Annotated in this window: 22 protein-coding genes; 9 read left to right on the top strand and 13 right to left on the bottom strand. The window is 41.0% G+C overall.

Annotation, left to right across the window (positions count from 1 at the left end; translation table 11 throughout):
• Window positions 1–19: 19 nt before the first annotated feature.
• The 6 genes from M1E86_RS03950 (at window position 20) to M1E86_RS03925 (ending at window position 4,491) form a co-directional block, all read left to right on the top strand.
• Window positions 20–1,390 (top strand): O-antigen ligase domain-containing protein, encoded by a 1,371-nt coding sequence (locus tag M1E86_RS03950; RefSeq protein WP_213912918.1) that lies wholly within the window; start codon window positions 20–22, stop codon window positions 1,388–1,390.
• A 124-nt stretch (window positions 1,391–1,514) separates the two neighbouring features.
• The gene (locus M1E86_RS03945; RefSeq protein WP_125892043.1) at window positions 1,515–1,778 is read left to right on the top strand and encodes a helix-turn-helix domain-containing protein; all 264 of its coding nucleotides are present in this window, start codon (window positions 1,515–1,517) and stop codon (window positions 1,776–1,778) included.
• 152 nt (window positions 1,779–1,930) lie between these two features.
• Window positions 1,931–2,488, top strand: a complete 558-nt coding sequence (locus tag M1E86_RS03940) for a LemA family protein (protein ID WP_213912919.1) — start codon at window positions 1,931–1,933, stop codon at window positions 2,486–2,488.
• A 29-nt stretch (window positions 2,489–2,517) separates the two neighbouring features.
• Entirely contained in the window at window positions 2,518–3,558 is a 1,041-nt protein-coding gene (locus tag M1E86_RS03935; protein WP_213913014.1) for a hypothetical protein, read from the top strand.
• Between the two features lies 1 nt (window position 3,559).
• Window positions 3,560–4,102, top strand: a complete 543-nt coding sequence (locus M1E86_RS03930) for a LemA family protein (protein WP_213912920.1) — start codon at window positions 3,560–3,562, stop codon at window positions 4,100–4,102.
• Window positions 4,099–4,491 carry a hypothetical protein gene (locus M1E86_RS03925; RefSeq protein WP_213912921.1) on the top strand — a complete coding sequence of 131 codons (393 nt, stop codon included), beginning with the start codon at window positions 4,099–4,101 and terminating at the stop codon, window positions 4,489–4,491. Before M1E86_RS03930 ends, M1E86_RS03925 begins: the two co-directional genes overlap by 4 nt.
• Before the next feature lie 17 nt (window positions 4,492–4,508).
• Here M1E86_RS03925 and M1E86_RS03920 read toward each other — a convergent pair whose 3' ends face one another.
• From M1E86_RS03920 to M1E86_RS03885, 8 genes are all read right to left on the bottom strand, one after another.
• On the bottom strand, window positions 4,509–5,732 hold the full coding sequence (locus tag M1E86_RS03920) for a RhtX/FptX family siderophore transporter (protein WP_213912922.1): 1,224 nt from the start codon (window positions 5,730–5,732) through the stop codon (window positions 4,509–4,511).
• Window positions 5,710–7,149, bottom strand: a complete 1,440-nt coding sequence (locus M1E86_RS03915; protein WP_213912923.1) for a PepSY-associated TM helix domain-containing protein — start codon at window positions 7,147–7,149, stop codon at window positions 5,710–5,712. The genes M1E86_RS03920 and M1E86_RS03915 overlap by 23 nt, the downstream gene beginning before the upstream one ends.
• Complete coding sequence (locus M1E86_RS03910) at window positions 7,146–7,397, bottom strand: hypothetical protein (RefSeq protein ID WP_125892030.1); 252 nt, start codon at window positions 7,395–7,397, stop codon at window positions 7,146–7,148. Before M1E86_RS03910 ends, M1E86_RS03915 begins: the two co-directional genes overlap by 4 nt.
• Window positions 7,397–9,535 (bottom strand): TonB-dependent siderophore receptor, encoded by a 2,139-nt coding sequence (locus M1E86_RS03905; RefSeq protein WP_213912924.1) that lies wholly within the window; start codon window positions 9,533–9,535, stop codon window positions 7,397–7,399. The genes M1E86_RS03910 and M1E86_RS03905 overlap by 1 nt, the downstream gene beginning before the upstream one ends.
• A gap of 107 nt (window positions 9,536–9,642) precedes the next feature.
• Window positions 9,643–10,512: a helix-turn-helix transcriptional regulator gene (locus M1E86_RS03900; RefSeq protein ID WP_213912925.1), complete on the bottom strand. Its 870-nt coding sequence runs from the start codon at window positions 10,510–10,512 to the stop codon at window positions 9,643–9,645.
• Window positions 10,513–10,609: 97 nt separating this feature from the next.
• Window positions 10,610–11,791 (bottom strand): cyanate transporter, encoded by a 1,182-nt coding sequence (locus M1E86_RS03895; RefSeq protein WP_426099256.1) that lies wholly within the window; start codon window positions 11,789–11,791, stop codon window positions 10,610–10,612.
• A complete protein-coding gene (locus tag M1E86_RS03890) occupies window positions 11,788–12,255 on the bottom strand; it encodes a nucleoside deaminase (RefSeq protein WP_125892024.1) in 468 nt (155 codons plus the stop codon). The genes M1E86_RS03895 and M1E86_RS03890 overlap by 4 nt, the downstream gene beginning before the upstream one ends.
• Complete coding sequence (locus M1E86_RS03885) at window positions 12,255–12,941, bottom strand: ankyrin repeat domain-containing protein (protein ID WP_213912927.1); 687 nt, start codon at window positions 12,939–12,941, stop codon at window positions 12,255–12,257. Before M1E86_RS03885 ends, M1E86_RS03890 begins: the two co-directional genes overlap by 1 nt.
• 84 nt (window positions 12,942–13,025) lie before the next feature.
• On the opposite strand from M1E86_RS03885, the gene M1E86_RS03880 reads away from it, so the two are divergent.
• Both M1E86_RS03880 and M1E86_RS03875 read left to right on the top strand, forming a co-directional pair.
• Window positions 13,026–13,883 (top strand): LysR substrate-binding domain-containing protein, encoded by an 858-nt coding sequence (locus M1E86_RS03880; protein WP_254879800.1) that lies wholly within the window; start codon window positions 13,026–13,028, stop codon window positions 13,881–13,883.
• Complete coding sequence (locus M1E86_RS03875; protein WP_248467688.1) at window positions 13,883–14,233, top strand: DUF4440 domain-containing protein; 351 nt, start codon at window positions 13,883–13,885, stop codon at window positions 14,231–14,233. The genes M1E86_RS03880 and M1E86_RS03875 overlap by 1 nt, the downstream gene beginning before the upstream one ends.
• Before the next feature lie 65 nt (window positions 14,234–14,298).
• On the opposite strand, the gene M1E86_RS03870 is transcribed toward M1E86_RS03875, so the two are convergent.
• Entirely contained in the window at window positions 14,299–15,264 is a 966-nt protein-coding gene (locus tag M1E86_RS03870; RefSeq protein ID WP_213912929.1) for an agmatinase, read from the bottom strand.
• A 50-nt stretch (window positions 15,265–15,314) separates the two neighbouring features.
• On the bottom strand, window positions 15,315–16,499 hold the full coding sequence (locus M1E86_RS03865; RefSeq protein WP_272679563.1) for a sodium/glutamate symporter: 1,185 nt from the start codon (window positions 16,497–16,499) through the stop codon (window positions 15,315–15,317).
• 318 nt (window positions 16,500–16,817) lie between these two features.
• Here M1E86_RS03865 and M1E86_RS03860 point away from each other — a divergent pair, with 318 nt between their 5' ends.
• Entirely contained in the window at window positions 16,818–17,672 is an 855-nt protein-coding gene (locus M1E86_RS03860) for a LysR family transcriptional regulator (protein WP_125892014.1), read from the top strand.
• Between the two features lie 89 nt (window positions 17,673–17,761).
• On the opposite strand, the gene fbaA is transcribed toward M1E86_RS03860, so the two are convergent.
• The 3 genes from fbaA to epd all read right to left on the bottom strand — a co-directional run bounded on the left by fbaA (window position 17,762) and on the right by epd (window position 21,173).
• On the bottom strand, window positions 17,762–18,838 hold the full coding sequence (gene fbaA / locus M1E86_RS03855; protein WP_125892012.1) for a class II fructose-bisphosphate aldolase: 1,077 nt from the start codon (window positions 18,836–18,838) through the stop codon (window positions 17,762–17,764).
• Between the two features lie 59 nt (window positions 18,839–18,897).
• Window positions 18,898–20,061 carry a phosphoglycerate kinase gene (pgk, locus tag M1E86_RS03850; protein WP_125892010.1) on the bottom strand — a complete coding sequence of 388 codons (1,164 nt, stop codon included), beginning with the start codon at window positions 20,059–20,061 and terminating at the stop codon, window positions 18,898–18,900.
• A gap of 92 nt (window positions 20,062–20,153) precedes the next feature.
• Window positions 20,154–21,173, bottom strand: coding sequence for an erythrose-4-phosphate dehydrogenase (gene epd, locus M1E86_RS03845; RefSeq protein WP_213912930.1), 1,020 nt, complete (start codon window positions 21,171–21,173; stop codon window positions 20,154–20,156).
• Between the last annotated feature and the right edge of the window lie 71 nt (window positions 21,174–21,244).

Genomic DNA, 21,244 nt, shown 5'->3' with positions numbered 1-21,244 from the left:
TTTAATTAATGATATAAACATGATAATGCTCTCCCGTGCAATTTTTATCGCTATATTTATTATTTGGCTCCTTGCCAGCCTTATTTATATCGATAGTTTAGGTAGTTTGAGACAATCGCTGCCTCAGAATATTATTAGCTGGTTAGTTATCAGCTTAATAATATCCATTATTGCACTTACCGTTTTTTATCATAAAATAAAAATCCTCATTACATTACCGGCTATTTGTTATTGTTTATCACTGATTATTTTAATAATTGAACTCACCACACAGAAAGGGAAAAATAGTGACATTGATTTTTGGTACTGGTCTGGAATAACAATCGGGGTATTATTATATATCTCAGGATTACAAGTGAGAAAAAAATGGTTTATTCAATCATCTTGTATCTACTGCTATATAATAATTAGTGTAGTTCAAGTATTTCTGACTGCGTATCAATATATATTTGAAGCAGATATTTTTTATCTTGCCTCTGGTATGCGGTCAAATGGGCTATCACAACAAGTCAATATATTATCAGTCAATATGGCCACTGCGTGTTTGTTATCTTTGATGACACTGGTTTTGTCTCAATTTTCTTTATCATCTGAAAAGCATGAGAAAATAAGAGCCGTTTTACTTGGAGTCTGTATTCTGCTGTTTACACTGGTTTTAGTGGTATTACAGTCTATCATTGCATGGCTAAGCTTTGCCGTATGTGCATTTATTTTTATCTGTCTTTTTTATAAAAAAAATCAACTCAGAACTAGTGCCAGTTACTTTATTATAGCCATTGCGGTATTTATTGGAATTTACTTAATAAAACTATGCCCTCAATATATAGCTATTGATGTGATTAACCAATTTCATTTAAAACAAATGCTACGTTTTTCTATAACCCTATTTTTAGAAAAACCTTATGACGCATGGGAACAATCATTTTTATTTGAAGATAACGATACAAGGACAGCAATTCCATTTCTAAGCCCTAAAATGTATATTGTCCCACACCCTCACAATGACATTTTACTCTGGGTAATGAGTGGCGGATATATCAACTTATTATTTATGTCTTTATTATTAACAGGGGGGATTTATGTCATATTTCAATCTTTTATAAAATATAAAACAAATGGTAATGGTTATCCTCTAGCACTAATATTATCAATAACACCAGTAATTATTTATAGTAATCTTGAATACCCTTTTTTACTGTCAGTATTACATTGGGGAATTATTATTTTATTCTTATCTTTTTCTGATGCTGCATTTGCATTAGAAAACCAAAAAATACTTTATATTAACAAGCAACTATCATCTATTTTAAGCCTAATTACATTTATTTTTGGAGCGGGTATTTTCATCATTGGACTATTTTTATTTAATGGAGAAAAACCTTTCTATTAAAACTAACATTAACAAAACTTAATAACTAAAATATCTAACCTTACTATTTTAGTTAAAAAAGTAAAGATAGAACCATATAAAAATTATTAGCACTAACCTAGTGCATATATATCAGGACAAAATCATGAGAATATATCAAACTGAAATTTCAAATAGCTACATTGGTTTTCAACTTCGCAAACGTCGCCTACAAATGGGATGGACCGCTCATACGCTAGGCCAAAAATCAGGGTTAAGCCAACAACAAATCTCCCGTTATGAACGTGGCACGCAGAATTTTACGATCCATCGACTCTGTATATTTGCCAATGTATTGCAGTGTGACCTAGATTATTTTCTCGAACAAAATGTCTATGGTAACCAATCGTTTGCAGATATAAATCTTTAAGCACTATTCAAGAGTATGATCTGATCTTGCCATTAAACAAGATCAGATTTTCTTTATTCTAACCTAACTTTCATTCTTTTCTGATTGCATAAGCCACAAGGCTCTTATATTTTTAATTCAAGCTACATATCATGGAGTTAAAAGGCACCCAAATGACCATCACACTTATTGTTGTATTTATTTTGCTATTATTGGCCGTAGGCTGGGGGGTCTCTATTTATAACCGCCTAATCAACGCCCGTAATCAAGTCAGCAACCAATTTGCTAATATTGATGTTATTTTAAAGCAGCGTGCAGACCAAATCCCACAACTCGTTACCATTACAGAAAAAGCAATGGAACATGAGAAAGCATTATTTACCTCATTAAGTGATGCACGCCAACGCTATTTTAATGCCCAAAATATGAATGAAAAAATTGCGGCATCAAATGAAATGAACCGTGCACTCAGCAATCTTGTTGCCATTGCAGAAAACTACCCTACGTTGATCTCTGGAGAGCAATTCACACAACTACAAATCGCCTTAAGTGAAGTTGAAAATAAAATTGCTCAACGACGTGAAAGCTTTAATGATGCAACAACAGAGTACAATACCGCGATACAAATGTTTCCAGATAGCCTGATTGCGAATGCCTTTCGTTTTACAGCTCTGCCATTACTTGATATTTCTGAAGATGATAAAAAATATCAAGGTGTCCAATTTAAATGATGTCAGTGTAAAGGTACGAATACGTGAATATGTATTTTTTACTCGGAGCCGTCATTGGCGCTTTAATTTTATTTATCGATAACAAATTTTCGATAAATAAAAAAATAAATTGGGGCATCATCCCGTTTATTAGTGTTGCTTGCGGTATGTGGTACTCACTATCTCCTGCTATAGGTGACTATGCCAGAATTATTTATTACGTCATTGTACTCGTCATCACCTTTTTTATTACCCGTAATGTTGTCAAAGCGAGCAAAGTTGGTTATCAACGTTATCAACGCTTACAAAATGAAGGCTCATCAAAGTTTAGTGCATTTCTGAAAGTCCTTGTAGGAATGCTGATCGCCACTTGCCTATTTGCTGGGTTCTTTATCGACATGCGGGTATTTTTTATCGCATTTGTCTTAGCCTTCGTATTTAAAGCAATTGAAAATACACCAACCAGGCGCTTCTTAAAATTCCAGAAAAACCTAGCCACTTCCAAAATACGTTCAATGGCAATGGGGCTTGTGGAAGTTGAAGGAAAAATCACGGCAGGCACTGTCATTAAAAGCCAACTAGGGAATAAAACCTGCTATGGCTCGTTTTATTTTGAATATTCAATATCAAAAGATAAAGATGGTAAAAAAAGCTATACCTTACAAAATAGTCAATGCAACATGCACAGCTTTACTCTAACGGATGATACAGGCTCTGTTAAAGTAGAATGTGACCCTGATTATTTCGTTTACCCGGGCTTAGAGCCTCATATGGATGTTGAAAGCGGTAACCGCCGTTACAAAGAGTATTTACTTGAACCAAATCGCAGTTATTTATTAATTGGTACAGCAGACGCTAACGAAAAAGGCGAGTCGATTATTATACGTAAAGCACCTCATATGCTATTAGGTGTCTCCCCCTCAGACTATGTTGTTCGTTGGAACAAAACGGGTCCATTACGTCGAAACATCGCCATTACTGCCATGATTGCGCTTTTACTGATTGGTGTCATTCTAGTGACCCCAATGGATTACCAAAATGGTCAGCTCAATATGCATTTCGACCAAATTGCATTATTTGGTGATGACTAACATGGAAAAGCTTATTTTTTTCATCATTATCGCTGTTATTGGCTATGTTTTTATACGCTATTTTATTAATATTTATAATAATATTATATTCTTGAAAAATAATTGCCATAAGGCATTTGCGAATATTGATGTGTTATTAAAGAAGCAAGTTGAATTAGTTCCTGTATTAACCCAAGTTGCAGATAAAGCGATGGCACATGAAAAGCAGCTATTTAGTGAATTAATGGCAAGCCGCCAGCGCTATTTATCGAGCACCGCGATTGAAACCAAAGTCGATACCGCAAACCAGTACCCATCAAAAATAAAGCCACTGATTGCTGTCGCTGAAAAATATCCAACACTAATCAGTAAAGCGGTGTTAATGGAATTACAAACCCAAGTAAAACATATTGAAGACCAAATTGCAGACCGGCGTGAGTTTTTCAACCAAACCGTCACACTCTACAATACGGATATTCATGTTTTCCCCAATCTTATTTTTGCCAGATTATTTCGTTTTAAAGATATCCCCCTACTATTTAGTAAACAGGAGCGCTTACAATGATAAGTATCCCTTTTTCTTGGTTTGGTTTCACGGATTGGCTCATTGAGCAAGAGGCTGGGCTGATTATTATGTTTGCAACATTTGGTACGCTACTGTTAACTTTTGTTGTGCTTACCATCCTCAATATAGTCGGGTTAAAAAAGTACTCGCTCTATATTGCTGGCGCGTTATTGTGCTCCATTTTCATAAGCATGATGGTCATGATCCCACTATTGCTCCTTTTCAGTATTGAAAATTCGATTAAGCTGCAACTTGTCTGGGTTGTCATTGTTGCCAGTTGCCTAATTGTATTTTTAAGCAACCGACATTATTTAGATATCTACTTCAATTCCATTGAAAAGAAAGCGAATAAAGAAATAAAAAAACAAAATAAGAAACGTAAAAAATAGCACCGGATCTATTTATATTAAACTCGCTCTGTTTCTAATCGCTGCATATAGCGGTAATGTGAAAATGTCACTAGCAACGCAATAAAGGCAATTAACGCCCCTAATATAAACCCGCCTGAATAGCCTACCGCTGCAGTTAAACCAACAAGCATCATTGAACTGACTAACTCTCCAATGTCCCGTGTGCTTTGTACCGCGGTCATGTCCGTTCCCGCTTGCTGATAGCGCGATGCAAATTGCATCCCCGCTGTCATTATCGCGACTGAGGTGACCCCCGCAGATAACGAGCCAAATGTAATACACAGTGCAACTAAAGAAATAGAAACACCATTAACGGATTGCAACAACCATAACAGTGAAGATAACAAAGCAAATAATAGACCAAATGAGAAAGCACGCCACACACCGATTTTACCGATTAACCACGCCCCACCACCGCAACCAAGGATCAACGTTACCATTCCTCCAGCCATACCCATTTTACCAATCTGCGCTAATGACCAACCCGCATCATTTAGGAATAATTTGGCTAAACCAAAACCGGAAACCGCCGTCACCGCAGAAAGTAAGGTTAATAACAGTAAACGAGGAGCACCGCGGCGTTTAACCGTTTTTAATAGGCTCGCTTTCTCGTTCATTTCCTGCGTTATTGATGGCGTTTTCAATGGGCACACACTCACAAACACTAAACTGAGTAAAGGCACACAAGCTAAAACCCCCAAGGCAAGGTGCTGACCCAAACTTTCACTCATGATCATCAATCCTGCACCACCAACAAAAAAGCCTGCCATCACCCCAGCTATCTGGACCGCATTAATTTTTGATAACATTGTGCCACTGACCTGCTCCGCAGCCATGCCATCTGTTGCAATATCTTGGGTAGCACTGGCAAGTGAAGCGACAAACAACAAGACTATGCAGGGTAAAGCATTTGCAACTGACAACCCGATGGTACTTAACGCAAACATCGTTACCGTAACAATAATTTGCATTGGGATAATCCAACTTTTACGGCGACCTAAACGTTTTCCCCAATGGTTATCAACAAACGAAGCCCATAAAAATTTCACCACCCATGGCAAGCCAACCAATGGTAAAAAAGCTAATGCTTTCAGTTCTCCTCCGTCATGGCGTAAAAAGGTAGGCAATGCATCCATTGCTATCCCCATCGGTATCCCTTGCGCAAGATAAAGTAACCCCAACGTCACCACTAACTGTTTATTTTGTAATAGATCTTTCATACTCACTCCGTGCACGCTTTGCTGTGCATGACAATTTTCGACAACCGAATAAAATAAATAGGAGCCCTAACCCGCCACATAACAAAACGAGATTGATACGAGAAAAAGGTAACGAGCCAAACAAATAAGAGGCGATAAATGCGAATAGCAACAAAATGGCAGAGAGAAAAAGGGATACCATTAAGCTAAGCTGGGCATTTTTACACAGTAAGCTCGCGATACATGCAATCCCCCAAACCATAAAAAAGTGTATTGGCAGTAAAGCAGTGAACCATGGCATTACGGCTAACAGCACACATGTGGACAGCAGCAACCCACCGCAACAGCCCACAATGAACCTTGCGGCTAGGCTATGCATTCTTTTCCAGCACCACATGGCGAGGCCAACAGAAACCAATATCAGCCCACTCATTCCTGCGATAAAATGAAGGTAACTCAATGTGTTACTAATTTTAGGTAGCCATTGGTATTGCCCATAATGCAAAGGTTGGATAGCAATAAAGGCACGTGTCCAAATCCCTTGCTGTGCAGAATCCCGCACGGCAACTAACTGGCGATGTTTACTATCAAATTGATATTGCTCGAAGTTAGAGGTCGATAACTGCCCATTACGCACACCGCCAATTACCCACGTATCACCTTGTTTGAACAAGGTTTGAGGTAGAAAACTAGGGACTGTTTGCTGTAGTGTGCTGACTGCTGCGATGATTGAGCTTTCAGCCACGGGTACGGGTGTTGTTAGTGGCTCAAACTCCCCCATCAGGGCTTTCATGATAATGTGTGAATTATCCGGTGCCGCCCTTTCACCAAGGGAAACGGTTCCGAGTGCGCCTAGCCCCGATAATGCTCCGGTAAACGCAAATAAAACTAACCACGGATAACACCATAGTCCAAGCCAGCTATGTAAATCATGGAGCCACACTTTCAAGTGTGTGGTGCGTGGCAAGTGCAACATTGTGGCTATTCGACGGCGTTGTATCACTAGCCCTGTAATTAATAAGACAACTAATGCAAAACCAAATAAACTGATAAAAATTCGCCCTGGAAAACTCATAAACACGTTTTTATGTAATGTGACTAACCACATTGTCGGGCTGTCTAATACAACCAATTCACCGTTAATCGCGCTATAGCTAAGTTCGCATCTCCCCATACTTTGGCAGAAAGTGATCACTGGGTTGTGCTGTTCTGGCAATTGGATCATGGTTGCACTTGGTTGCAACGCAAGGAGCTGTTCGAGTGGTAATAACTCACCTGAAAGTGGCACTTGGTTCCACCATAGCCTCAGTGCGTCACTGCCTAAGCTCCAGCACCCGGTGAAAAAGATCACAAACAGAAAAACGCCAAATAGCGCCCCTGCGCTGCGATGTAATTGGTCTAAACGACGAACTAGAGAAGGCGGATGCTTATGCTTCATATCCACCCACCCATCATTAAAAATAATGGCAATGGCCACCAGCTATAACTTCGTACTAATATTTGCCGCCAATCTGATGCACTGAGGCTATAAACCAATAACCCCATCGTGGTGATAACACTTAAAAATATCGCACCATATAAGCGTTCGAGCGGATCTGCTGATGGATAAAAACGTGCTATCAACATCGATAGCACGATCCCACTAAACAGAGTGCCAATAACGGCTAGGCAACTCACTAATTTCATTAGAAATCAGCCTTCAACGTAAACATCACATTACGTGGGTCACCATAGCGGTTATTCCATTGAGGAGAGAACAACCCTGAGTAATAACGACGGTCGAATAAGTTATTGACGTTAACCGCTGCTGTCCATGTTTCATCGATTTGGTAACCTAAACGCGCATTGAAAATCGCGTAACCACCTTGGCGTAAGGTCACTTTGCCATTGCTGGTACTATAGGCACTCTGTGCTTGCATGCCACCACCAAGGCTCCATTTGCGCTCATCCCAAGGTAAATCATAATTCGACCAAACACGCAGCATATGTCTAGGCGTCAATGTGTTATAGGACTCTCCCTTGTTCTGGCTGTCATCACGGTATTTAGTATCGGTATAGGTATAACCCACAGACAGATCCCAGAAAGGTGTTAGATAACCAATCCCTTCCAATTCAAAGCCTTGGCTACGTACTTTACCGCCGCTGATAAAGTAATTATTAAAGCCGCCGGTCGGATGTTCTGGGTCGATTTGAGGGTTATTTTTAATATCGATTTGGTAGACGGCTCCAGACAGATTTAACCCACCATTGAGTAGTGATCCTTTGATCCCCGTTTCCAGCGTTTGCCCTTCAACGGGTTTGAGCATTTTGCCACTCCATGTTTTACCCGTTTGTGGCTGATAAACGGTAGAGTAGCTGTTATACCAAGACCATTCTGGTGAGAAATCCCAAATCACACCACCATAAGGCGTAATACGGCCATTTTCTGTGAATTTTGCCGATGGCGTTTTCACATCCCACCAGCTATCACGAGCCCCAACAATCACAGTCACAGGTTCAATGACTTTAATTCGGCCCATACCATATACGCCTTTTTGTGTTGTCTTGGTCGCGCCAGCAGAGCTATATGCACCAATATTCGGCTTTGGTACACTATGAGGATCCCAACGATACACATTCACAGGCACATTTAAGGCGGGGTCTAAATCTGCGCTATATTGCTTTTCACTGGCATGTGAGTAACTTGCACCGACAACTACATCATGAGTTAACCCCCACGCGTCCACTTTGCCGTTTAAACTGGTATCTACACTGGTTTGTTCATTACGGAATTTATAGGCGCCGCCCATTAGCATCGCCCCATCCCCCGTGACTGGGTCGATATTTCCCCATGCACCTGCATACAGTAATCGGGCATTCACATGTTGATATTCTGCGTTAAGCTTATATTGCCAATCATCATTGATTTTATGTTCAATACCCGCAAATGAACGAGAGGTGTCCCACTTGAAACGATCCCAATCCACATCTAAATAGGTTTTACGTGGCAGATGTAAATCACTGCCATCTTTACCAAAAGGCACGCCCGCCATATTGGTAACAGAATCAATGGTTTGGAATTGTGCGCCCATACGTAGCAAGGTGTCAGGGGTAATATCGATATCGACCGTACCGTACATCAAACGGGTTTGTTGGTCAGACACATCGTAAAAATAATCTTTATCTTCCCACGCCATGACAAACCGCCCACGCACCGAACCAGATTGATTCAGCAGCCCGCCAACATCCACTTCTCCGCGATAACGATCCCAACTTCCGGCACTTAAACTCAACTTGGCCATATTTTCTTTTGGTGCATGTTTTCGCACCATATTGACAGTTGCCGCTGGGTTTCCCATACCATGCAATAAGCCATTCGAGCCCCGCAGAATTTCAACCCGCTCGTATACCGCCATATCTTGAGGGGAACTCGCCATATTCCCTAATAACGCAGGCACTCCATCAATTTCGAATGAGTCAATCTGGAAGCCACGCACATAATAAGCGGTTGTTAATTTCACATAAGGTGCACTGGTGACCCCTGTTGCACGTTGCATGACATCATCAAGGGTTTGTAGGTTTTGCTTTTCAATTTGCTCTCTATCGATCACGCTAACAGACTGTGCTACTTCTCGCGGCTTAAGAGCAATTTTCCCAAGCGTTGTTACACCGGGTGCAACATAGTCATCATCAATCTCTGAGGATGCTGTCACTTGTATAACATCCTGTTTCGGTTGTACTAACTCAGTGTTTGCTTGTACAGACCAACTCACTGTTGCACACAAAAGGGCGCAAGGTGTTAAGCGGAATATTCCGCGTGACTTAATGTTATAAACGGACAGCATTTCCCACCCTAAAAAGTTAAATGATAATTGTTATCAATTTAGCAATTAATGTAATGGGTTACTTTCGACTGCCGGAATTTGTCTATCGTTATCCGGCTCGTCGATGATTATTTTTTGAGTTGATTCGGGGAGATACCAAAGCGTTTGCGAAATGCAACAGAGAAATGAGCGGGGGTATAACCGACTTGGTAAGCTACAGTTGAGATATTCGCATCATTCATACTCAGCAGTTGAAAAGCCGTTTCTAAGCGGTACTCCTGCAGCCAACCATAAATGCTGTTACCGAATAATTGACGGAAACCTTGTGTAAGTTTACGGGTATTGATCCCTAACCGCTTAGCCAGTTCATCTAAACTGGGCGGAGATTCTATTTCCTGAATCAATATAGTTTTTGCCATATGCAGGCTATCAATATCTCTCTGCCGTAGTGTACCCATAACCGCCGAATTCGCACTAGATAACGAATGATGTAAGCATAATGCCGTAATTTCAGACACTTTAGCGCTTAAATAGAGCTGACGTAATGACGAATGAGTTGGGCAAGCAAATAATTGATGCGTGATTGCTAATATATTGGGAGGAATAACCAACTGTAATAGTTTTGGGGAATTTGGGTGATAACACGTATCTGGTAAACTTAATTGCTGCGCATCCAACCATTCAGGAGAAATATCTATCATGGTGTATTTCATGGTTTGTTGGCCATAAAATTGATTATTCAATAGATAATTTTTCTGGCTACCCGATAAAATCAAAGAAGGCGAATTCACTTCAACATTTTGTCCAGCACTACTACGGCACCCCATAGCCCCTTGATGGATAGCCACAATTTTTAGCCCAGCGGCTTGCTCTTCTTCAATACCTAAATCACGGTTAATCAGAAACTCACCGCGACGGATCCGAATAAACCTCCCAACAGAGTGCTCTTCTCGGGCTGAATGCGCTTGAGTGAATTTATCTTCGATACGCTGCTGCATAAAGGCTCTTACCTAGACAAATAAATAAACAGTATAGTGACAAAAAAACGCCAAGATAACAATAATTATCATTCGCAACAAATAAAGGGGAGATTAATCAGTTTAAATTGAAGATTTGACTGTAGCTTTTAGGGTTCAAACGCAAATAAAGAATCAATGTTACTAATACAAAGGCCACATGCATTGCCCACACCCATGTAAAGCTCTGGCTCAATTGTTGTATCCACGCAGCACATAGTGGCCCAAAAGCGGCAATAATGAATCCCCCTGCCTGCATCAACGAAGTCAATGCCCCTGCACTAATCGGGTGAGGTAGATGGTCCAAAGCGGTAATAATACTTAATGCAAAGCAGCCGCCTAGCCCCATGCCTAATAACGCAACCCATAAAAGTGGCGCATCGCTGGCAAATAACATCAGCCCAGAAAAGCCAAGAGCTTGGCAACTGAGTGTGACAATCAACCAAAAGCGACGGTCAATATTATGCGAAGCAAATACGGGGATCATGAGTGCAGATAACGCCTGAAATACCGTTAATATGGCAACAAACGAACCACTTTGTGCAGCACTCATTCCCTGTTCTTGGAAAAAAGGTGCCAGCCACGTCACCACGGTACCATACCCTGCATTAATCAGACCAAAACCAGCCATCAACAACCATGCTCTCGGCTTGCGTAAGAACGTCAACACTGAGACCCGATCCGCTTTCGAACGCCGATCCGTATGTATATTCGCCCAAATAGCCAACAGCGCCAACAAAGCAGGGAAAGCAAGCCACGCTAAGGCACTCTGCCAATGACCTGTCATTTCTTCAACCAAAGGCGTAAGCTGTGCACCAATAGCGCCTCCTGCCATTAATGTGGCTGAATATAGCCCAGTCATCATCGCCATTTTTTTGGGGAAATTTGCTTTGATCAGCTCAGGAAAGACCGACTGAATATAAGCCGCCCCCACACCACATAAAAAAGCGGTTAATAATAAAGCGGCACCATCAACAACAAAGTAACGAGCAAATGAGCCGACTAGCAATAACAGCATAGCGGCACTGATACCTGCTCGTTCACCTATACGCTGGTTTAGCATTGGTACAACCAATGCCCCCACCCCCATCAATAACATGGGTAACAACGTTAAAAGCGAAATACTTTGATAACTCATCCCTGTCGTTTGAATGATATTGTCAATGACAGGCCCAGGCCCTGTCATAAAGGGGCGTAAGTTCAACCCGACTAGGACAATGGTCAGTATCAACGCCAGTGAAGATGATGCTGTTTTACTCATTGAGATTGCCGTTCCCACCACTGTTGGTACAGGATACTGCGCGTTTCATCTTTGGGTTTTAATTGCTCAAACCGTAAACCTGATTGCTGCTCAGGAGCGACCCTCAGCGCTTTTGCAATGGCATCTGTAGAAAGCCCAAAAGGTGCGGCATCATCATTTGAATAAGCGTAGACGACCCGCGAAATACCCGCCATTCGCATCGCGGCTAAGCACATCGGGCAAGGTTGCCCACTTGCATAAACCACACAGTCATCCAATTTCACGCGGCTCAATTTTTGCCCTGCTTGACGCAATGCCATCAGCTCCGCATGGGCGGTTGGGTCATTAAGCTCAAGCATTTGGTTGACGCCACTTGCAACCACTTGCCCATCACAGACAACTATTGCACCAAAAGGCCGTCCGCCAGCTTGCACATTGTCCATCGCTAAGTTGATAGCTTGTTGTAAAAATTGCGTATCCGACATTATTTCGCTCCTGAACGCTCAAGAATTTCGATTAAATTACGGTAACCTTTACTTTTCGCCAGCGTCAACGGTGATATCCCTGAACCATCCGCTAAATTGACATCTGCGCCACCTTTAATTAATTCAGTGACAATTTGTGCGTACTTATCGCTACCATCACCTAAAATAATTGCCTCAATCAGTGCAGTCCAACCCAACCGATTAACGTGATCCACATCAACACCCGCATCAATCAAGGTTTTGACTGTCGTTACATGTCCGCGTTCTGCCGCAGGGATCAACGCAGTTCCCCCGTAGCGGTTAGTACTTTTTAAATCAGCCCCATTTTTCAGGGTTAGTAGTAAAATATCTTGCAGCCCACGCGCCCCGGAATAAAGGTACGGTGAATCTTGCATGTTATCCTTCGCATTCACATCTGCACCGCGCTCAATTAAATAGCGCGCCACATCCACACGGTTTTCATGGGTTGCCGCCATCAACGCAGTGCGTTGACGTAAATCGCGCTGTTCAATATTCGCGCCTTGCTCAACCAAGGATTTAACTGCTTGTAGATTACCTTGTTCGGCCAATGATACCAAAGAGTTAGCTTGTGGATTTGCCATGCCTTTCCCCATAAATATCAATGAAATCATAAGAATGTTAGCTAAGTGAACCAACCATTTGGCACGTAAAAAGAATGTTTTCATGATTAATCTCCCTTATGACTCTTTAATCTACTGAAAAAGTATGCTATTTAAAAATTAAATAACCAAATGATAGGTATTTATAAAATGAATCCGTTGCTCAATCTGGTTTTATTGAAAACCTTCGTCACCGTCGCTGAAACGGGGAATTTCACTGTGGCTTCACAGCATTTAAATTCAACACAATCAACATTGAGCCAGCAGATCCAACGACTAGAAACTTTAGTCGGCCAGTCTTTATTTATCCGAGGACACCGCATACTCACCTTAACCGAAACTGGAGAGATTTTGTTAAGTTATGCAAAAAATATTTTGGCGCTAAATGATACCTTCTTTATGAAAATCACGGGCAATGCCGTCATTCAAACGATTCGCCTCGGCTTCCCTGAAGACCTCGCTTCTGGGCAAGTCACCCCAACACTCGCGGCATTTATGCAAGCGAACCCCAATGTACGGCTAGAAGTTACGAGCGGTTTAAGCCGCCAGCTCCACCAACGTTATCAACATGGGGAATTGGATTTAATCATCGTGAAGCAGAAAAAGGGGGAATTCAAGAGTGACTACTGTTGGCCTGAGCCACTGTGCTGGCTAACCAGCAATCAGCGACAATTACTCAATAGTGACTCTGTTCCGCTCATTGTTTTCCCTGAGAATGGGTTATACCGCAATGATATGTTTAAGTTATTAGATAACGAGCACCGCCCTTGGCACATTACTTATACCTGCTCAAGTCTTGCGGGTATTCAAAGCGCGATTACGGATGGCTTAGGGATCAGCTTGCTACCACTGCGAGCTAAGCTACCACAACACCGTATTTTAACAGAAGATGAAGGTTTCCCTGCCGCACAAAAAATGGAAATTGCCATGCATTTCCAAGCAAATACTTCGGATACGGTGACTCAACTCGCCGAAAAACTGGCACAACAATTGGGAGAGCGCGAGTGATGAATAAACTAATTGAATTAGAGAAAAAATTACATAACAGTACTAACCGACAGAATAGCAATTTTCTTCGCGAGATATTACATGAGGATTTTTTTGAATTTGGTCGTTCTGGCTTTTCAACCGATAAACTCGATACCTTAGCGTCATTGGCTAATGAAACAGCTAAAACGATTTACGCCGAAAACTTCCACTGCTCGCAATTAAGTGATAATACGGTGTTAATGACTTATATCAGTTTTGAACAACAAGATGGGGGTAAAACCAAACTAACTAACCGCTCATCTATTTGGCTAAAAAATTCAGCAAACCAATGGCAATTAAGGTTTCATCAAGGGACACCCTCAAATTAACAATAAAGTGGAAATAAATCACCCACTTTATTGTTAGCACAACATTAATTGGCTAATTGGCTGCGTTATTTCTTATCAAAATACCCTGCGCGAATGGATGCTCCAATTAAATTCACAACAAAGCGCCCTGCGGTCACCCCAGTTAGCTTAGAAGGAATATCTTTGGCTGGAGTAATTTCAACGATATCCATACCAACAACGCGGCCCTTTTTCACTAAACCGTGAATTAGGCTACGAGCTTGCAAATAAGTCACTCCACCGGGAGCTGGGCCATCAACCCCAGGCATAATACTCGGGTCAATACCATCTGCATCAATACTAATATAGTAGTTCGAATTATCAGGGATCCGATCTAAAATGGCTTGCATCCCAACCTCATGTAGTTCATAGGCCGGAATAACATGCGCACCATGGTCTTTAGCCGCTTGGTAATCTGCTGGGCGCCCACTGCCTTGTGCACGTAAACCAATTTGGAAAATTTCACCTATATGCTTCATTTCAGAAGCGCGGCGGATCGGGCTTGAAAGGCCGGTATCCACCCCATTGACCTCTTCACGCCAATCTAAATGTGCATCAATATGCACTAAAGTAACAGGACCGACTTCATCAAACCCTTGCAAAATAGGCGTGGTGATCCCATGGTCGCCCCCCAAAACAATGGGAAGTGCTTTAGCTCTTAATAATTGCCGGATCGCCTCAGCTGCGCGCTGATGATGCTCTCCCAAAGGCTTTGATAAATCAGGAATAACATCCCCACAATCCACGAATTTAATATCTTCACGACCTTGTAATAGTGGCCCATCAATATCAAAGTCATAATGATCTGGATGCCTAACAATTCGATCGCTCATATCACGTAAATATTGTGGGGCACGAGATTGGTCATTGGTAAAGGCGTGAGCACTATAAGCTGAACTAAATGGCATCCCTAGTATGGCAATATCCGCTTCAATGTTGGTTAATTCAGTCACTAACTCTGAATATAAAAATGTTTTATGACCAACATGTGGAGGAGTCGTTAATTTTTTCATACAAACTATTCCTTCTTAGATTTAGTTTTCTTTCTTTTGTTTTTTATTTCTTAACCACCAAATGTGTTAGCTAAGAATACAAATAGAGGGACACCAACAATATCTGTTAATACCGTTCCAGCGATTGGAATAATAATGAATGCCTTTCGTGAGAATAAACCGTACTTATTACAAATAGCATCCATCACCACTAAGCCGTTCGGTGTCGCACCTAAACCATGACCAATAAAACCTGCTGACATAACAGCAGCGTCATAGTTTTTACCTAAAGCACGATAAACAATAAATATAGCAACTAATATTGTTGTAATGACTTGAGATATTAAGATGATAGTTAGTGGTAGTGCTAACTCATATAATTCCCACAGTTTTAATTTCATCATTGCCATCACTAAAAACATCTCTAGCGATAAAGTAGAAATTAATATTACTGTATTACGAGATATTTTAATTATTGGTTTTCTTTCATTAATTGAGTGAAATATGACACCAATAAATAAACTAAAAATATGTCCAGGAATGGTAAACCCTGTCGCTGTACTTATCCATTTTGCTGTCGGCATTCCGATAGCAAGTATGCTTAAAATGACCGCCCCAGTAATAATGCATTTTTGAGCCGTAACTTTATCTTCAGTGTTGTTACTTTCTGCTAAATTTTCTAAGTCAACATGATCAGTTTCAATTTTTAATTTATTTCTTTGAATTAACCAGTTCCCAACAGGCCCACCTAGAATTGATCCTGCAATTAAACCAAACGTCGAAGCCGCTAACCCAACATTCAATGCTTGATCGTAGCCAAAAGATTCAATCAGCGGCGCTAAAGATGCCGCCATACCATGACCACCTTGCATCGAGGCTTGGCCTGCCATCATGGCAACTAATGGCTCAATATCTAAAACATATGATAAACCAATACTGACACCATTTTGCATAAATGCCAGTCCCCAGCAAATTACCATATAAATCAGTAATATTTTCCCACCGCTCACTAAGAGTTTAACACCTGTCATTAAACCAATTGTGACAAAGAATATATACATCGATAAGTCATATAATGTATTATCAAAATTAAGTTCAACAATATTAAACTGATAAGCTAACCACATTGCAATAGAAAATATAAACCCGCCGATCACCGGACTAGGAATTGAATATTTCATAAAAAATGGAAATTTCTTTATAATTACATTACTAGTCATTAATAATAAAGCCCCTAATGCTGTAAATGTAATCATATCTAATTTTATTGTTAACAATTCATCTGTGACCATAAATGAGAATCCTTTTGTATTTATATATATTTGGATTAATTATTATTTTGTGGCGCCACTTTGGTAATAATCTATTAACAACTACAACTTTAAGATATACGTATCTAATAATAATAAAAGTGATATTTTTGATCCTATGGTTTCATAAAATGAAACCTTTTATGAAAAACAAAAATAATTTTAATAATTAAAATAAACAAACATTATTTATGCAGTTTGTATCTCAATAAAAAGTAAGATAGATTAGTATTTAGTGATTTATTTCACGTAATAGGTATAAATATGCATAATAAAAAATTAACTGAAAAAGACTTAAAATCATTACGTGTTTTTACTTCCGTCGCTGAAGTCGGTGGTTTTTCCATTGCAGAAAAAAAATTAAATATGTCAAAAGCGTCGATAAGTCGCCATATTCGTGACATTGAAGAAAAACTCGGAGTCCAGTTGTGTGAAAGGGGGCCTTCTGGTTTTAAACTCACTGAATCAGGTTTATTTGTTATCGAAAAAGCAAAAACTGCTTTGAAAGCATTAGATAACATCAAAACTGAAGTCGATGAGCGTCATGGGATTTTATCAGGTACATTAGTGATTGGTGTTATTGAGCATATTTTAACGGATCCACTCTGCCATCTATCTGCCACTATCGCTCAATTTACCCAAGCGGCACCTAATGTTAAATTAGAGCTGAGTATACTCAATCATAACCAATTAAACCGAGCGCTCAGCGACAGAACCATTCAAATTGGTATTCGGGGACAGTATCACGAAAACAGCCGTTATAATTATCAATTCTTATTTATAGAAAACCATAAGCTTTATGTTTCTGCGAATACGGCCAACAACAAACATAATCTAGCATTGGTTTATCGGCCACACCCATTCACTGAAAGTATTTTAGCATCGGGTGAATTTAGCCGAGGTCCTGAAGCCGCTGGCCTTGAGGCCGTTGCTACCTTTATCGCTTCAGGCCACTATGTTGGAATTCTGCCCGAGAACTATGCTTCTCATATTAATTTTCGCCACTCACTGGTAGAAATGAACGATTCTCCTGTTTTTCATAACCGCATATGTGCCATCACCGAGGCGAGTAAACCACTAACACAAAGTGAAACTCTCTTTTTAAAATTACTCTCATAACTAAGTGCCCCGTATCTGCATGATCGAAAAATCCCCCAGCAAGTCACCTCACCGGGGGATTTTAAAAATAAAAACTTAACTGATGTTAATTACAGTACATCAACACAGTTCAGTTCTTTGAATGCTTGTTCTAAACGAACAACCATTGACTCTTGTGCTTTACGCAGCCATACGCGTGGGTCATAGTATTTTTTGTTAGGTTTATCCGCACCTTCTGGATTACCTAACTGACCTTGCAGGTAGCCTTCGTTCTTTTTGTAGTACTGTAAAATACCATCCCAAGTTGCCCACTGAGTATCAGTGTCGATGTTCATTTTAATAACACCGTAGCTTACTGCTTCTTTGATTTCAGCAGCACTTGAGCCAGAACCACCGTGGAATACGAAGTCTAAGCTGTTGTGTGGCAAGTTATATTTTTCTGAAACGTAGTCTTGTGAATTACGCAGAATTTTTGGCGTTAACTGGACGTTACCTGGTTTATAAACACCGTGAACGTTACCGAAAGAAGCTGCGATAGTAAAACGAGGGCTTACTGCACTCAGTTTTTCGTATGCATATGCAACGTCTTCTGGTTGAGTGTACAGCTCAGAGCTATCCATACCCGTGTTATCAACACCGTCTTCTTCACCACCAGTACAGCCTAATTCGATTTCCAGTGTCATATCGATTTTAGCCATACGCGCTAAATATTTAGCACAGATTTCGATATTTTCTTCCAGTGATTCTTCAGACAGGTCAATCATGTGAGAAGAGAACAGTGGTTTACCGGTTTTCGCGTAGTGCTTTTCACCCGCATCTAACAGACCGTCGATCCATGGCAGTAATTTCTTCGCACAGTGGTCGGTATGCAGAATAACAGGAACACCATAGTGCTCAGCCATTTGGTGTACATGATAAGCCCCAGAGATGGCACCTAAAATTGCAGCTTGTTGGCCTTCAGCTTTCAGGCCTTTACCTGCGATAAATGCGGCACCGCCATTAGAAAACTGAACAATAACTGGAGCACGCACTTTAGCAGCCGCTTCAAGTACGGCGTTAATTGAATCCGTACCAACACAGTTCACCGCTGGCAATGCAAAGTTATTTTCTTTAGCAACTGCGAAAACTTTCTGTACATCATCACCCGTAAGAACACCCGGTTTAACAAAATCAAAAATTTTAGACATGTGAAAAGGTCCTGTGGTAAACAGGCAGCCTGTGCTACCTGTTGTGTATGAACAATTAATTACGCTTTAGCACGTTCTTCTAGCATCACAACGGCAGGGAGCTTTTTACCTTCAACGAACTCAAGGAAAGCGCCACCACCAGTAGAGATATATGAAATTTTGTCAGCAATATCGAATAAGTCGATAGCCGCTAGTGTGTCACCACCACCCGCAATAGAGAATGCATCGCTATCTGCGATTGCTTTTGCTACGATCTCTGTACCTTTACGGAAATTAGGGAACTCAAATACGCCAACAGGTCCATTCCAAAGAATAGTTTTGGCATTTTTCAGGATCTCAGCCAAGCGCTGTGCAGATTCGTCACCTAAATCCAGAATTTGTTCGTCGTCTTTAATTTCAGTACTTGCTTTCAAGGTTGCTGGCGCAGTTTCAGAGAACTCGGTAGCAACACGCACATCCGTTGGTACTGGGATTTGGCAGTTAGCCAGTAATTTTTTCGCTTCAGGGATTAAGTCCGCTTCATATAATGAACGGCCAACATTATTGCCTTCTGCTGCGATAAAGGTGTTTGCAATACCACCACCAACAATCAGCTGGTCTGCAATTTTAGATAGAGAATCTAATACTGTCAGTTTAGTTGATACTTTAGAACCACCAACAATCGCAACCATTGGGCGAGCAGGGTTATCTAATGCTTTACCTAATGCTTCTAACTCACCACTCAGTAGTGGGCCGGCACAAGCCACTGGAGAGAATTTAGCAACGCCATGAGTCGATGCTTGCGCACGGTGAGCCGTACCAAATGCATCCATCACATAAACGTCACACAATGCAGCGTATTGTTTTGACAGAGTTTCATCGTCTTTCTTCTCGCCTTTATTAAAGCGAACGTTTTCCAGCACAACTAACTCGCCTGCTTCGATTTCAACACCGTCAAGGTAGTCTTTAACTAAACGAACTGGGTAATCTATTTTGTCGGCTAGATAGTCAACAACAGGTTGCAGTGAAAACTCTTCGTTGTACTCGCCTTCGGTCGGACGACCAAGGTGAGAAGTGACCATGACTTTAGCGCCTTGTTTCAGAGCAGCTTCAATTGTTGGTAATGAAGCACGGATACGTGCATCAGAAGTAACTTTGCCATCTTTTACAGGAACGTTTAAGTCAGAACGGATGAATACGCGTTTACCCGCTAAGTCTAAATCGGTCATCTTAATTACAGACATGGTGAATCCTCTCGTTGATTCTCTATAAAGTTTCCATTAGCGGCTGTGCAAAGCAATAACATTATCATGCCCTGCTGTCTGTCAGTCGCCAATTAGTTTAAACCTGTCGCTGCCATTGCTAATGTTGTATCTAGCATCCGGTTAGCAAACCCCCATTCGTTATCACACCAAACTAGGGTTTTAATTAAATGCTTACCACTAACTCGCGTTTGTGTACCATCAATAATAGCACTGTGTGGATCATGATTGAAATCCATCGAGACCAGTGGTAATTCTGTGTAGTCCACTATACCACGAAAATGCCCTTGTGCAGCGCCTCGCAGTAGCTGATTGACTTTTTCAACACAGACATCGTCGTGTACGGTAACACTCAAATCAATCGCTGTCACATTCGTCGTCGGTACACGAACAGAAATGGCTTCAAAATGGTCTTTAAATTTCGGAAAAATTCGCGTAATTCCTGCCGCTAACTTGGTATCAACAGGAATGATAGACTGGCTCGCTGCGCGAGTCCTGCGTAAATCTTTATGATAGGCATCGATAACAGGCTGGTCATTCATTGACGCATGGATCGTCGTCACCGTTCCCGATTCAATCGAAAATGCCTCATCAAGTAATTTAATAATTGGAATAATACAATTGGTGGTGCAAGAAGCATTGGAAACAATCTTGTCTTGGGCGGTTAAAGTCTCATGGTTAACCCCATAAACAATCGTTGCATCAAGGTCATCGGTTCCGGGGTGAGAGAATAGTACTTTTTTAGCACCTGCGGCTAAATGTTGTAAACCATCATCCCTTGTGCCATAGGCTCCACTGCAATCCAACACAACATCAATGCCTAACTCTTTCCAAGGTAATTCATGAATAGCCGGTTGATGAAATAAGCGAATATTGTCATCACCAACTTGCAAAAGTGTGCCATTAAGCCGTACATCCCAAGCAAAACGCCCATGACTGGAATCATACTTAAGCAAATGCGCAATACCTTCAGGTTCAGCCAGTTCATTAATCGCTACCACGACAATCTCTGCCCGACGGCCTGATTCATACAACGCTCTTAAAACACTTCGACCAATGCGGCCAAAGCCGTTTATTGCTACCCTGATTGCCATTCTACACCTTGTATCTAAGCAAAATCACACGGTTGCTAAGGATAACTGACTCGCACTCACTCTACTGCTCA

The sequence above is a fragment of the Providencia sp. PROV200 genome, from assembly GCF_049901995.1.
GTDB lineage: Bacteria > Pseudomonadota > Gammaproteobacteria > Enterobacterales > Enterobacteriaceae > Providencia > Providencia rettgeri_E.
The sequence above is the reverse complement of the archived record's forward strand: the minus strand, read 5'-3'. Positions and strand labels throughout refer to the sequence as shown.